The sequence below is a fragment of the Glycomyces arizonensis DSM 44726 genome (assembly GCF_000482705.1).
GTDB classification, from domain to species: Bacteria; Actinomycetota; Actinomycetes; order Mycobacteriales; family Micromonosporaceae; genus Glycomyces; species Glycomyces arizonensis.
Genome location: NZ_AXWO01000032.1, coordinates 40,077 through 53,743 on the forward strand (window position 1 = coordinate 40,077; position 13,667 = coordinate 53,743).

Consider the following 13,667-nt stretch of genomic DNA (forward strand, 5'->3'; position numbering starts at 1 on the left):
CGTGGCCTTCCCGCCGCGCTCCGCGCGGTATTCCGTGCTGCCTTGCGCAGCTGCCGCTGTGCGCTCCACACAGCGCTTCTTTCTGTCGACAACCTCCATTCACCTGAAAGGAGGCGCACCATGCTGCGCTTTTTCAAGAACCGGTTCACCACTACCACCGACAACACCAGCGATGACAACGTCGCACCCCCGCCCGCTGTCGCCGAGGCCACCGTCGACGCCTTCGTCGACGCCGTCTGCGGCACCGACGCCGACCCGCTGACCGACCTGGTCGCCCGCACGCGCCGCTGCGCCGAGCTCGTGACCGCCAACCCGGGGGCCTACGCCCCGGCGCGTCTGGCGCACACCGTCGCCGCCGTCACCGCGTCACTGGCGCAGATGGGGGACGCCACGGCCGCCTACGTGGCCGAGCACTGGAGCAGCCTGGCCGGTGAATACGCCGACCCGGCCGCGAAGCACCTGTGGGAGGCGGTCAAGCACACCGCGCTCACCGCCGGGCTGATGGACGTGGCCGCACCGGTCGATCCGGCCCCGTCGGTCGGGCACGCCGACCCGCTCATCGCCCTGAAGCAGGCCGCCGAGGCGTGCAGGGACGCAGTCTGCACCAGCAAGGGCGACCCCGTCGCCTCGCCCGCACAGGTGGCGCGCGCCATCGCGCAGACCCTGGCCGCCCTCGCTCCGGTGTTCTTGCCGGTGGCGGGCTTCGCCTACCACCACATCCCCGGACGGGGCCGGACCCTGCCCGAGCAGGCCCGCATCCACCTGGCCGAGGCCACCGGACGGTGGGCGCCCATCGCAGGCCTGATCACCCACCTCCCGGCCGACCCCAAACCGCCGACGCCGCCCGCGGCCGGTGCGCAGGGGCGCCCGAGGAAGCAGGCCAACCGGTAGCAGACCAGCGGGCAAGGACCACGAGTCCACCCGAAATTCCCAGTGGCGGCGCACCCGCGTGGTGCGCCGCCTTTTTCGTGCTCGGGCAATTCGAGCGACACGCCGTGAAAGGAATGACCGCCATGTCCAACCACCACCACACCGCCCCGAACCTGACAGCCGCTCGCCGCAGCTACGAAGTCTGCGCCATGAGCTACCGCGACATCGCCGACTGTCTCATCGGCGACGAACCGGCCTTGGCCGAGGCGATCTTGCGCCTGGGCGCCCGGCTCGACGAACTCGACCGCGGCTTCATGGAGCGCCTTGACGTCCTTCGGTGCCGCATCGACGGCACCGAGCAACAGGGGGCACGCGATCAGCAGGACGGCAGCGATGACTGGGCCACCGGCCCGGCCGACCAGCTCCTCGACCACGCCGTCGAACGCGACGGCGTCCTGGGCGAGTTCGAAGACGCCCTCGCCGACGCCGCTCGCCGCTGCCGCCCGAACAGCGCAGCGGCGAAGGAACGACCGGTGATCCGCTTCAACTGTTAGACGCACCCCTATCAGGCGGCGCACCGACTCGGTGCGCCGCCTTTTTCGTGCCCTGCATGAGGGCCCAACAAGAAAGGAACGAACCCGATGAGCCCACCAGGAGATGTCCGGGCAGCAACGCCGCTCGCCATCGACGACCACCGCATCCATCACGTATCGCATTGGAGGAACCACCACCATGGGTGACAGCCGCACCACCACCATCGGCATGCTCGGCACGGCCGGCACTGTCCTGACCGTCGAAGCCTCGTTCGCCGCCCCGGCGTCGGACCATGACCGCCAAGTCCGCGTATCGGGCCTGGCCGACAACATCGCCAACCAGATCCAGGTCCGGGTCCGCGCGGCCATGGCCAACTCGGCGCTGCACTTCCCGCACCAGTCGGTCACGATCACCATCAGCCCGGCCGCGCACGGCCTCACCGGTTCGGCCGCCGATCTCGCCGTCGCGGTCGCGATCATGAGCGCGACTGGAATGGTGCCCGCCGGTCGGCTGACCAATGCGGTCCTGCTCGCTGAGCTCGGCCTGGACGGCAGCCTACGCGTTGTCCCGGGCGCCTTCCCGGCCGTGACCGCCGCCCGCAAGGCGGGCTTCGGCACCGCGATCGTCGCCCCGGACAACGCCGCCGAGGCGGCCCTGGTCGCAGGGATGACCGTCCTGGCGCCGTCCAACCTGTCCGGACTCGCGGCATGGCTGCACGGCCAGACCGAGCTAGAACCGGCCCGCCGCAACCCAGGCACACCGGCGCACCCGCTCCCGGACTTCGCGGACCTGCACGCGCGCCCGAGGGAACGGCGCGTGCTGGAGGTCGCCGCCGCGGGCGGACACCACCTGTTCCTCGTCGGCCCGCCCGCAGCGGCCAAGACAGCGCTGGCCGAGCGGCTCCCCTCGATCCTGCCGCCGCTGTCCGAGGCCGAAACCGTGGAGGTGACGGCCTTGCATTCGCTGCGCGGACGGCTCATCGGCGGCTCGACCGAGCTGATCGGCCATGCGCCGTTCGAGGCACCGCATCATTCGATGACCGCGCAGGCGCTCATCGGCGGTGGCCACTCCGGCGGGCCCGGCTCGCTGGCGCTGGCGCACCGGGGCGTGCTGTTCATCGACGAAGCCCCCGAATGGCGACGACACGTCCTCGACACCCTCCTCCGGCCCCTTGAGCGCGGGGAGGTGCTGGTGCGCAACGCCAATTCCACGGTCCGGTGGCCGGCGCGATGCCTGCTGGTCCTGGCCTCGACACCGTGCCCGTGCGCGCCGAGCCCTGGCACCGAATGCCGATGCTCGGCCGGTGAGCGGCGGCGCTATCTGGGACGGCTGGCGCGGCCGTTGCTGGACCGGATCGATCTGCACTGCGAGGTCGACGCGTCCTCTGGCGTGGCCCAAGCCGACTGGTTGGAACTCCAGTCGGCACGGTCGGCCGCCGCACGGGTCAGACGCGCTCGCGAGATCGCCGCCGCCCGCTGGCGTCTGACCGGGGAGTCCTGGCGGCTCAACAGCGACGTCCCCGGCCAGGCACTGCGTTCGGCGCGTTGGCGGCTGCCCGCGAAGGCGACCAAGACCGCCGACGGCCTCTTGCGGTGGGAACGGATCACGGTCCGCGGCTACGACCGCATCCTCAGCATCGCCTGGACACTCGCCGACCTGCGCGCACAAGCACAACCCACGTCCGACGACGTCGACGCGGCCGTTGAACTGCGCCTCGGCTACCCGATCCACTAGGAGGATTCGTGAACACCATGCTCGATAACCCGCGAGCCGCGCTCATGGTCTTGTCCTCGATCGTCGAACCGGGTGATGCCGATCTGGACGACCTGATCGGCGAGGCAGGTCCGGTCGGTGCCGTCGAGGCATTGTGGTCCGGTCAGGTCACCGAGCGCTTGGCGCGCCTGTCCGGCGCCACGGTCGCCGCCGGCCCGGACCCGGCCAGGCGTGCGGCGGCGTTGCAGGAGGCGACCGAGGCGTGCGGTGCGCGGGTCCTCATCCCCGGTGATGCGGACTGGCCTGTTCGGCTCTGCGACCTGTATCGCCTCGGTGAGGACGACGACCCGCACCTGCGTCCGCCGCGATGCCTGTGGGTGCGCGGCGAGGGCGACCTCGCAGCGGTGTGCCGCCGGTCGGTCGCCGTCGTCGGCGCCCGGGCGGCGAGCGAGTACGGCAAGCACATCGCAGGCTGGCTCGCCGCCGACCTCGCCGAGGCCGGCCACACCGTCGTCTCCGGTGGCGCGCTCGGCATCGACCGGGCGGCACATCAGGGGGCGCTGGGTCGTGGCGGGTCGACCGTGGCGGTGCTGCCCGCCGGGGTCGACCGGCCCTATCCGCGGGCCAATCAGGCGATGTTCGACCTGATCGTCCAACGCGGGCTCGCGGTCAGTGAATGGCCGCCAGGTACGGCACCGGCCCGCCACCGGTTCCTGGCTCGCATGCGCGTGATCGCCGCCTTGACGGCCGGGGTCGTCGTGGTCGAGGCCGCCCGGCGATCGGGGGCGCTGCACACGGCCGAGTACGCGGCCCGGCTGGGGCGGGTGGTGATGTTCACGCCTGGTCCGGTGACCTCATCGCTCTCCGAAGGCGTGCACCGTCTGGCGCGGCAGCACCGGGGCGCCCGGCTGGTCACCCGCGCCGAGGAGGTCATCGAGGACCTCACCGGCCGAACCGACAGCACACGATCGCAGCCAGCGGATGTCACGCCGTTCGAGGCGTTGACCGCCGTCGAACAGTGGCTGGTCGAGGCCATGCCGCGCGGTTTCATAGCCGAAGACACCCGGCTGGCCGCCGCCGCGGGCGTCCCGGTCGACGCGGCAACCGAAGCGCTCCAGCGGCTCCAGCACCGCGGCTGGATCGAGCAGATCAACGACGGCCGATGGCGTTTGAGGGCTGTCACCGGTTCATAGCCCGGCCAACGGGCCGCTGAAGCCCTCGGTCCGGCCCGATGCCGGACCGAGTCCGGCCACCGCGGCCAATCGCCGCCGGTGGCTCCATCCAATAAAGACAGCAGTGCCGTCGACGCGCGCCCCTGACCCGGGCCGTGTCGGCGGCGCTGCTGTCTTGCGCGCGAAAGGAAAACCACACATGGAACAACAAGCACAAGGATTGCCGCCCCACGCGCTGGGCGTGGGACGAGTGGTCGTGCCACAAGGAGAGATCGACTCCGGCCGATGGGGAACGGTCCTCATCGTCGACGGGCAGGGCCATCCCGTCGCCCTCCGGAAAGCGGAGTTTGGTGGGCGGCGGTTCCTGACCGCGAGCCTGCTGCCCGGCGCGGATCCGATCGAGCCGGGCGCCGACCGGACCCACCTGCTGGGGGCGGGCCGGTATTTCTGCGAACGCTCGCAGTGGCAGGGCCGGCCCGGCGTCGCCGTCGGGGTCTGCCCCGATCAAGGCCGCCTGACCGGGTGGCTGCACGTGCCGAGCCGGGCCGACATGGCCGGGCCGCCGGTCCTGCTCGAAGCGCACCCGGCCTGGCCGTGCCCGTGCGAGCCGGGTCGGCGGCACCAGTGGTTCGTCGGCGGGGAGGCCTCATGAGCGTCGACGTCGTCTACCCGCTCGGCGAAGGCATCCTCTACGTCTTCGACGCCGAGCGCGACGGTGCGCTGCGCGGTGCGGTCGCGCTCAAAGACGAGAGCGGCATCGTCGCACTCACCGGGATCCCGATCGGCACGCACGCGGTGCTGATCGCCGTCGTGCGCCGCGTGTACGCCCGCCGCAGCCGCCGCCGCTGGTGCGGCCCGGGTCGGGTCATCAGCGAGCGACGCGTCGAGGTCCCCGTCCGGCTCGGTGCCGGTCGGCCCTGGACGGCCTCGGTCGACCAGCCGGGTATCGCACAGGCCATCGGCGTCGAACCGGACTATCCGGGCCGCCAGGGTCTCTGGCTTGACCCGGCCGCGCTCGCCCGCGCCAGCGGCCGGTGGGTGCGCCTGGAACTGCGCCGACCACGGGAGATGCGGGAGCTGCCCGAGGCGCCGATTCCCCGGCAGCGGGGCGGTGAGCAGTAATGGGACGCTTCCACACGTTCGGGGAAGGCGTGCTGCGCTGGTCGGCCGATACGGCCGAGGACCCGGCCATGGTCGCCTTCCAGCATGCCCAAGCGGTAGGGCTGATGGCCGAAGGCAACCGGTGGGTCCACTTCGACCGGGTCCCGGTGGGCAAGACGGTACGGCTGCTCGCCACCGTGATCGCCCTGCGCGGCCCGGTCCTTGCCGAGGACGCTTCGCGCGGCATCGTGCCGTCCATGCCCTGGCTTGGCGAAACCGTCGAGCTTGGACACGGCACATTGTTCGCCTGCGACGCGTTCGACGGGGCACGGACCGGTGTCGGCGTCGTGCCCGAACAAGCCGTGGCAGTCGGCGACTGGCTCGATCGGGGCCGGCTCTACCGCACCCACAACCACATCGTCCGGCTCGGCTACGTCGAAGACCGGCGGTGGCATTTCCGCACGCTGCGTCAGCGCGATCCGCTGGCGGCCTAGGCGTGCGGCCGAGATGAACGCGAACTCACTCGGCCGCACCAGAACCCAACCAACCAACTACGAAAGGAAGGATCCGATGCGATCCTACGCGTTCGGCACCGATTTCGATGCCCTCGACCCGGCCGTGCTGGCCGGTCTCGCACCATACCTGCGCTCGCAATTCAGCGACGGCGACCTGGTCGCCGTCGGCACCCGCGACGGCCACCCGGTCGACGCGGTCGTCTGGCCCCTGGCCACCCTCGCCGAGGTGGGCGGGGCCGCCCAATTCGGCGAGTACTGGCAGCGGTCACCGGCCCAGGCGCTCCACCTGGTCGCCGTCACCGCCGACCGCCGGAGCGGCGCGGCCGTGATCGGCCAGGTCATGGCCGCCTTGACGGCGGCCCAGCCCGGTCTGGTCGATGCCTACCGGTGCCTGGTCACCACCGCCGGGCGGTGGGCCTACGCCCATGATCTGCTCGACGGGCACGAGCGGCTGCGGCCGGTCGCCTTCGGCGGCGACGAGGCGACCGCCGTGGTCGAGGCGCTCGCGGTCCGAGCCGCGGTGCGCCGATTCGGCGAACTCGGGCGGCTGCGCCCGCTCGGTCCGGAGTCGATGCGGCGGACTCGTTGCCGCGCCGAGCAGATCCGCCGCGACCGCGATGCCGTCGGCGACCCTCACGAGCGGACTGCCGCCGACGTGCAGCTGTACCTGGCATGCGCGGCAGCCGAAGAGCGGTCCGAGGGCGAGGTGATCGCCGTCGGCATCGCTGCGGCCGCGAACGCCGAACTGCGCTCGTGGCTGGTCGACCGCCTCCTCCACATCGCTGACGGCGACAGCCGCCTGTGGTGCGAGGTCGCCGCCCACTGCGAGGGCACTGAGCGGGCCGTCGCCTGCGCACTGGCGGCCCTGGCTGCCTGGACCGGCGGCGAGGACTTCGCCATGGCCGCGGCCGAAGCCGCACTCGAGGCCGACGACGAATGCGCGCTGGCCTGGACGGTCTGGGGCCTGCTGGAGACCGGCATCGCCGCGGCGAGCATCAACGCGCTCGGGCTCCGGGCCGCCTCGCCACCGCACGCCGGGGGCCCAGTCGCGCCGCGTCAGCGCGCCTGATTCCCCGATTCCGACGAAGGCGAGCGCGCAAGTGCGCGCTCGCCTTCCCTATCCCATCCGCTACAGCGGCGAGGTCATGCGGTCTCGCCGCTGTTCCATGCCCTGACCAGGGCGCAACGCAATCACATCAAGGAAAGGACATACCGATCATGTCGATCGCACCAGAGGCCATGGCCACGATCATCGAATGGCTCGACAAGAACGACACCGATCACACCGGGCGCGTGGTCGCCCAGATCGCCAAAGGCACCGAGCTGAAGCGCGAAGACGTCCGCGAGGTGCTCACTACCCTGCAAGAGGCTGGGCAGGTCGTCTCCGAGGGCAAGGGCGCGACCCAGCGGTGGCGGCTCGATCTGCACCCGGCTCCGGCGTTGGATGCCATTGAGACCGGCAGCGCTGCAGCCGACGACATCGAAGTGGACACCGTCGCCGGCCATGGCGACGAGGACGAAAGCATCGCCGAAACCGAGGCACTCTCCGAGGAAGAAGCGCTCGACTGCAGCGATGAGAGCCAAGACGACACGGCGGTGCCTGGTCGCGGCTCGACGGCATCTCAGACATCGCCGAGCTTCCAGTTCGGCGCGATCGATCTGGAGGTGCTGTGCGTGTTCAACATGTTGCCCACGCACGATGCCGACTCCGGCATCGACATCGGCTACCTGGTCAGGCTGACCGGCGGCGCCATGACCGCCACGCGCATCACCAAGGCGCTGTGGGGCATGCGCCAGGCCGGCTTGGCGCAGTCGACGGCGCCGTGGCGGCCCGATCGCGGCCAGTGGCGCCTGACCGAGGAGGCGAACATGGACGACCTCCGTCAGGTCGTCATGTCCCAGATGCCGCGCAGGGTGACCTGCCCGGACTGCGGGCACGACGCGGCCCTGAACTACAAGCAGGGCACGGTCGGGCCGGTCAAACCGTTCGACCCTGACGCGCCGGTGCCCGCACGGCTGACCGAGCGGTCGACCGACCCCGGCCACCGCAGGGATCCGGTGATCATGTTCGTCGCCATGGTCCTCGACCAGGAAGGCGAGCAGCTCACCGCCGAACGCGTCGCGGCCTTCACCGGACACAGTTCGGGTGTGGTCCTCCAGGCGCTGTGGGCGCTGCGGGCCTGCCGGTTCGTCGAATGCTCCGATCTCCACCGGCCCGACGGAGGCACCTGGAAAGCCACGGAGGGCACGCTCGACAACGCCCCCCTCGCGCAACTCGGTGACGCACCTGCGGCTATCGGCTGCGCGGCCTGCGGTCAGGCGATCGCCACTCGCGGCGGCCGCAGCACCGGCGGCAAAGCCACCAAGGGCGTTCCCAGGAAGGAGACCAACGACGGCGGCACACCGCTGCCGATCGGCTCACTGCCGCTCATGATCAAAGCGTGGGCACTCCAGGCACCGAGTCTCGTCCCCACGAAGGAGAACGACGACCCGGCGGTGCGCACGCCGACCCGCCTGCTCGGCGACCTCCAGGAGGCATGCCGGTCGGGGGCGATGCTCGACTGGCTGACCACCTGGGCCGAACGCTGCCCCGAGGACACCGAGATGGCGGACAAAGCCAGCGAGGCGATCGCCCGGGGAAGCCACCCGCGTTCGGCCGGTGCGGTGAAGAACGTGCTGGTCGCCTTGCAAGGGAACGGCCTGATCGCGCCGGTCCGGGACGCCAAGGTCGAGACCTACCGGTCGATCGCCGAGGCCCCTGCCGCTTAACCCCAATACCGCTATGCCGGGCAGTCACGCACCGCGTGACTGCCCGGCGCTGTTCGAAAGGACCACATCAATGGACCGCAGTGAACGGATCGTACGGAAGGCGCTCAGCGCGGGCAAGACCGCCGACGAGGCCGCCGACATGGCAGCCATCGTCGCCTTCGTCGACCAGCAGTTGTTCTGCCCCCAAACGAAACGGCGACTCACCGATGCCGACACCGTCGTCATCACCATCAGCAGCACCGACACCGGCCGACGCTGGAACCTGGCGCTCAGCAGCGAGGCATTCGAGAGCGACCAGACCCAACAGGCACTGGCCGCAGCCCGGGCTCGCCGGTCGATGAGCGTCGAGATCTGCGACGGCCGGACACTCTTCACCACGCCAGCACGGGAGCAGCGATGCGACTGACGCCGCACACCAGACACATCGAGACCGCCACCGACGGTCTCGCACTGAACGGCCTGAGTGGAGCATCGACATGACGGGCCTGTCCGCGTGGATCGGGTGCTGGCGCTGCTACACCGAGGGCCGCCTGGTCGGCGACTGGTTCGACCTCACCGACGAGCGCCCCACCAGTGCCGACGTCCACCAGCGCGGCGAACCACTCGGCCGCACCAGCGCACCCGACCGGTTCGATCCGACCGAGCACGAGGAACTCGGCGTGTTCGACCTCAACGGCGACCTCACCTTGTTCACGGACGCGATCGGGGAATCGCTGCAAGCGGCCGTGCAGGTAGTCGAGGCCCTAGTCGAGATCGAGCCCGACCGCATCGCCGCGTTCGCCGCCTTTGCCGCCACCATCGACGAAGCGGTCGACAGCGCACTCGCCCGGCAGTTCGAGGACCACTACGTCGGCGCGTTCGAGTCGATCCGCGACTTCGGCATGGACTACTGCGCCGACCTGGTCGGCTGGGAGAGCCTGCCCGACGAGGTCCAACAGGCCCTCGCCCCGCACCTCGACTGGGAAGGGCTCGGGCAAGAACAGCTCGACCACGGCGGCTACGACGCCGCCCTGCTCGGCCAGCGGCTCTACGTCTGGCACGAATCGTGAACCCGCCCGCCGCCCCAGCGGCGGTCACCAAGCGGTCGGCACCCACCGGGTGACGACCGCTTCCGTTTTGCAACACCACAAGAAAGGAACCATCACCATGTCTGAACACGACCAACACGCCATGCCGTGTCGGCTGTGCGGTCGCAGCGCTCGTCTGCAGCGAGAGCTCTGCCCAGAGTGCATTCGCACCATCGTGCTGCACCGCGCCACCATCGCCACCGATCCCGATCAGCCCATGAGCGGGGAGACGGCGCTCGCGCGCCTGATCGTCCAGCGTGAACGGTCCTGGGCCTCGGCAAACGCGTCGCCGACGTCCTACCGTCTCGACTTGGCCGTGGTCGTCGTCGAACTCGCCAGCGTGAACCGGGCCTCGGCGTTCATGCTCTGGTCCGCGCACGACTTCCGCCGCTACGGCCGAGCGCTGATCGACCTGGCCGAGAACGCCGACGACTTCGACGCGGTCCATTTCCACGTCCACGACGGACGGGAGCTGTTCGCAGACCGACACGGGCACTCCACCCGCCACCAGGAGCGTGGCCAACTCACGCTCCCGGCCACGGTGGCGGTATGGGCCGGGCACGCCGGACGAGGCGCCTGCGCCGTCCGCGTCGAACACGCCCAGGGCGCGCACCCGGCTCAGGCGATCGGCCAGGCCGCCTGGTCCCGCATCGAGTGCGCGGTTCGGGCCTGCGGCTTCGAGCTCGACCCGGCAGACCGCACCATCCGCTTCGAACACGGGCCGGCCCCCGACTTCGCCCACGACGACACCGCGCACCCGGCGGACCTGGCCGTGGCGGTCGCGCTGCTGGTCGAGGCCGACCTGGTCGATCCGGTGATCGGCGAGGACGCGGTCTTCTCCGCCCAGCTCGGCGCCGACGGGACGCTCTTCCCGCACCCGGCGGGCAAGTCCGGACTCGTCCACTGGGCCGTCGAAGGCGCCTGGACCCGCCTCCACCTGGCCGACCTCGACACCGCCGCCCTGTCGGCCACCGGTCTGGAGATCTGGGGGTATGAGCACCTGGGCGACCTCATCGACGCCTGGAAGTCCGTCCCAGGCGCCGTATCCGGACCCGCCAGCAGCGGGGCAGACGACCGGCTGTGACCGGTACCGAACCACCGGCCATGCCCGGCAGTGATATCGCCGAGGCCGATCACGGCCGCGGTAGCGACCGGCACGTCCCGCCGCAGCGGCCGAGCCGGTGAACGAGCGGCCGGAGCCCTGATGCCAACCCGGGCTCCGGCCGCAGGCAACCCATCTCCACGAACACGAAGAAAGGAATCGAGCTGCCATGAACAGCACACCACAACCGTCCGACGAGGCGCCGGGCGAGGCGAACCCGAGCAACGACGACGGCACCGGGTATTGGATGAGCGAACGTCTCGACGACGGGGCCGAACGACGCTGGACCGATCTGGGCCGCGACTACAGCGAAGCTCCCGGCGACCGGGACCGGCTCACCGAAGCGATGGCGGCGATCCGCTGGTACCGGCACGGGGAGTCCATGCCGTTCTCGCCGGGGATGCTCCTCCAGGAGATCATCCGCGCCTCCGGGATCGGGGCCATGGCGGTCGCCATCAGCGCGCTCCCGGTGGAGTTCCCCGAGCCCGACCTGCTCGACCGCGACCGGAACGAGCTGCAGCCCTGGGAGTACCAGACCTGCTCGACCGTGGCGATCTGCTACCGCTACCGACGCCGCGTCTTCGTCACCCACTTCCTGGACCTCGGTCTCGAAGCCGTCCCGATCGCGCACGACATCCGCGAGGCGGCCCCGCTCAAGGACCACAGCCTCGCCTGCGCCGCCGGACTCCACGGCGCCTGCCGAAAGCACCGCACCACGGATGAAACCGGCGAGGCATGCCGGTGCGAATGCGGGCACGCCGCCAGGCAAGCCGACACCGCCTGAACACGCCGAACACGGGGAGCCGCAGCCGGATCGAACCTGCTCGATCCGGCTGCGGCCGGTGCACGCCATGCCACCCGCAAACCCGGCCACCGACAAGCCCAGCTTCCACACCACGAAACCGCACTAGAAAGGAAACACGATGGGACGCAACAACAAACGTCCGCGGCTGATTGAACTGTGGCACGACCCCCGCGAGGTCGTCTTCCAACACGACGAACGCGGCACCTTCGCCACCGACCGCACCGCGATCTGGAGCCTGCACGGCCTGCCACTGGCCGATCCGCGGCTCGTCCCCAACCAGGACGGGTTCTACCGGGTCGGCAAGACCGTCGTGACACGGCTGTCCAAACAGATCAATCCCGAACGCGAAGGCCACCTGGCCGACAAGTTCACCCAATGGGCCGCCGACGACGCCGACCGGCCCTGGCAGCCGGTCACGCTCACCGCGTGGCGGCTGCACCGGTGCCGCGTCGGCATCACCGAAGGCGGCCCGGTCCTGATCGGGGAGCACGTCGCCGACCTGTGCGACCGGTACGGGCCACTCGCTCTGGCCCTCCGCCACGCCGACGGCGAGGACCACAAACTGCGCCTGGCCTGGAGCCGCATTTGGCGCCGGACCGAATACGGCGGCGACTACGACCAGCACACCGCCGTCGCCATCGTGCAACCAGCGACCATGCCGCACTCCGGCCCGGCACGGACGGTCCTCGAGGCGATCACCACCTCCCACCAGCGCGACCGGACCCTGATCTGACCGAGCCAGCACGACACCGACGACACGGCCGAGACCCGAAAGGGTCTCGGCCACTTCCATTTCCACACCGCGAAAGGCAAGCCATGCACAACCGCAACCATCCACAACACAACGATGCCCAACCGCCTGCCACGATCCGCATCGAGGCCCACCGCCTGGTCATCGACGCCGAATCGACGTACGCGCGCTTCACGTCGGCCTTCGGCACCGGCCCGGCGATCGAACTCGAGCGCATCTGGGAATACAGCGAACACGCAGGCGGGCAACTCTTCGCGCACCGCCCCGATCGGCCGCTCACCGCGAACGAGCTCGCCCTCGACTCGGGACTACCGCCGGTCGACCTGGATCGGCCATGGTTCACCGATAGTCACCGCCTCGCCGAAGGGCTGGTCCGAGCCGGGTTCGACGTGACCTACACCCACCTCGCCCACGACGGCGGGCACGGCACCTTCTGCGAACACCTCCGCGACATCGGAGTGCTCAGCATCGGCGAACCCGTCGGCATCACCGCCGCCAGCTATCCCCAGCGAGGCCATCTGGCGCTGAGTCTGATCGAAGCCCCAGCACCGGGCTCCTGCCGCCGGTTGGGCTCGGTAGTCCTGCCAGCCGGGCATTACCTGACCTGCGCCAACAGCACCTGGTACAGCTGGAGGCTTCGCGCGGCCTGCCGAATCGCCAGCGTCCCCAGCGCCGACACCGTCACGGCAATTCCGGAAACGCAGATCGACCGCATCACCGCCACCTGCAACCAATGCGCCGCCTCATGGACCGCCGAGCACGGCGCGCTGCTGTTCACGCCCAATCCGGACAGCCGAGCGCGGGAGTGGCACTTCCGCGATGCCACCGGCCGTGACCCGTTCGGCTTCGACTGCCCAAGCCGGTCCTGCACCGGGCGCATCCGCTTCACCAACTAGCCGACCCCCGGGGCCCGACGCCTCGGCCTGAGGGGCCTCGGGTTTTCTGGACAGCCAGCGTTACGATCGCTGGTAGAACGGAAAGCAGGAATTGTGAGTCAGGGACGCACCTACAAGCCCGAGTTCAAGCAGATGGCCATCGATATGGCGCTCGATGGCGGCAAATCCGTTGCCAAGGTGGCCGCGGAACTCGATATCAACGAGTGGACGCTCCGGAATTGGGTGAAGCAAGCCCGCAAGCAGCGACGGATTACCGGCGCAACTCCCGATCAAACCAGTGAGTCCATGTCCATGGAATCACCGGAGATGCGTCGGGCCGAACAACGCATCCGTGAACTCGAGATGGAAGTCGCGTTCCTAAAAAAAGCAGCC

16 protein-coding genes are annotated in these 13,667 nt (G+C 70.2%); all 16 read left to right on the forward strand.

Annotation, left to right across the window (positions count from 1 at the left end):
• The first annotated feature begins 120 nt into the window (after positions 1–120).
• Positions 121–891 (forward strand): hypothetical protein, encoded by a 771-nt coding sequence (locus tag H613_RS0118565; RefSeq protein WP_026924968.1) that lies wholly within the window; start codon positions 121–123, stop codon positions 889–891.
• A gap of 122 nt (positions 892–1,013) precedes the next feature.
• Positions 1,014–1,424: a hypothetical protein gene (locus H613_RS0118570; RefSeq protein ID WP_026924969.1), complete on the forward strand. Its 411-nt coding sequence runs from the start codon at positions 1,014–1,016 to the stop codon at positions 1,422–1,424.
• Between the two features lie 178 nt (positions 1,425–1,602).
• On the forward strand, positions 1,603–3,138 hold the full coding sequence (locus H613_RS0118575; RefSeq protein ID WP_026924970.1) for a YifB family Mg chelatase-like AAA ATPase: 1,536 nt from the start codon (positions 1,603–1,605) through the stop codon (positions 3,136–3,138).
• A 17-nt stretch (positions 3,139–3,155) separates the two neighbouring features.
• A complete protein-coding gene (dprA, locus tag H613_RS0118580) occupies positions 3,156–4,310 on the forward strand; it encodes a DNA-processing protein DprA (RefSeq protein ID WP_035738570.1) in 1,155 nt (384 codons plus the stop codon).
• A 178-nt stretch (positions 4,311–4,488) separates the two neighbouring features.
• Positions 4,489–4,941 (forward strand): hypothetical protein, encoded by a 453-nt coding sequence (locus H613_RS0118585; protein ID WP_156926123.1) that lies wholly within the window; start codon positions 4,489–4,491, stop codon positions 4,939–4,941.
• Positions 4,938–5,411: a hypothetical protein gene (locus tag H613_RS0118590; protein WP_026924973.1), complete on the forward strand. Its 474-nt coding sequence runs from the start codon at positions 4,938–4,940 to the stop codon at positions 5,409–5,411. Before H613_RS0118585 ends, H613_RS0118590 begins: the two co-directional genes overlap by 4 nt.
• On the forward strand, positions 5,411–5,884 hold the full coding sequence (locus H613_RS0118595; protein WP_026924974.1) for a hypothetical protein: 474 nt from the start codon (positions 5,411–5,413) through the stop codon (positions 5,882–5,884). Before H613_RS0118590 ends, H613_RS0118595 begins: the two co-directional genes overlap by 1 nt.
• Positions 5,885–5,960: 76 nt before the next feature.
• Positions 5,961–6,974, forward strand: coding sequence for a DUF4192 family protein (locus H613_RS0118600; RefSeq protein WP_026924975.1), 1,014 nt, complete (start codon positions 5,961–5,963; stop codon positions 6,972–6,974).
• A gap of 170 nt (positions 6,975–7,144) precedes the next feature.
• Entirely contained in the window at positions 7,145–8,674 is a 1,530-nt protein-coding gene (locus tag H613_RS0118605; protein ID WP_156926125.1) for a hypothetical protein, read from the forward strand.
• A gap of 70 nt (positions 8,675–8,744) precedes the next feature.
• Positions 8,745–9,080 carry a hypothetical protein gene (locus tag H613_RS0118610; protein ID WP_026924977.1) on the forward strand — a complete coding sequence of 112 codons (336 nt, stop codon included), beginning with the start codon at positions 8,745–8,747 and terminating at the stop codon, positions 9,078–9,080.
• A gap of 70 nt (positions 9,081–9,150) precedes the next feature.
• A complete protein-coding gene (locus H613_RS27630; protein ID WP_035738541.1) occupies positions 9,151–9,723 on the forward strand; it encodes an antirestriction protein ArdA in 573 nt (190 codons plus the stop codon).
• A 97-nt stretch (positions 9,724–9,820) separates the two neighbouring features.
• Positions 9,821–10,825, forward strand: a complete 1,005-nt coding sequence (locus tag H613_RS0118620; RefSeq protein WP_156926126.1) for a hypothetical protein — start codon at positions 9,821–9,823, stop codon at positions 10,823–10,825.
• Positions 10,826–11,012: 187 nt separating this feature from the next.
• A complete protein-coding gene (locus tag H613_RS0118625; RefSeq protein ID WP_026924979.1) occupies positions 11,013–11,627 on the forward strand; it encodes a hypothetical protein in 615 nt (204 codons plus the stop codon).
• 139 nt (positions 11,628–11,766) lie between these two features.
• Entirely contained in the window at positions 11,767–12,381 is a 615-nt protein-coding gene (locus tag H613_RS0118630; protein WP_026924980.1) for a hypothetical protein, read from the forward strand.
• 83 nt (positions 12,382–12,464) lie between these two features.
• Complete coding sequence (locus tag H613_RS0118635; RefSeq protein WP_026924981.1) at positions 12,465–13,295, forward strand: hypothetical protein; 831 nt, start codon at positions 12,465–12,467, stop codon at positions 13,293–13,295.
• A 93-nt stretch (positions 13,296–13,388) separates the two neighbouring features.
• A partial coding sequence (locus H613_RS30310) for a transposase (RefSeq protein ID WP_051393346.1) occupies positions 13,389–13,667 on the forward strand: 279 nt, incomplete at its 3' end.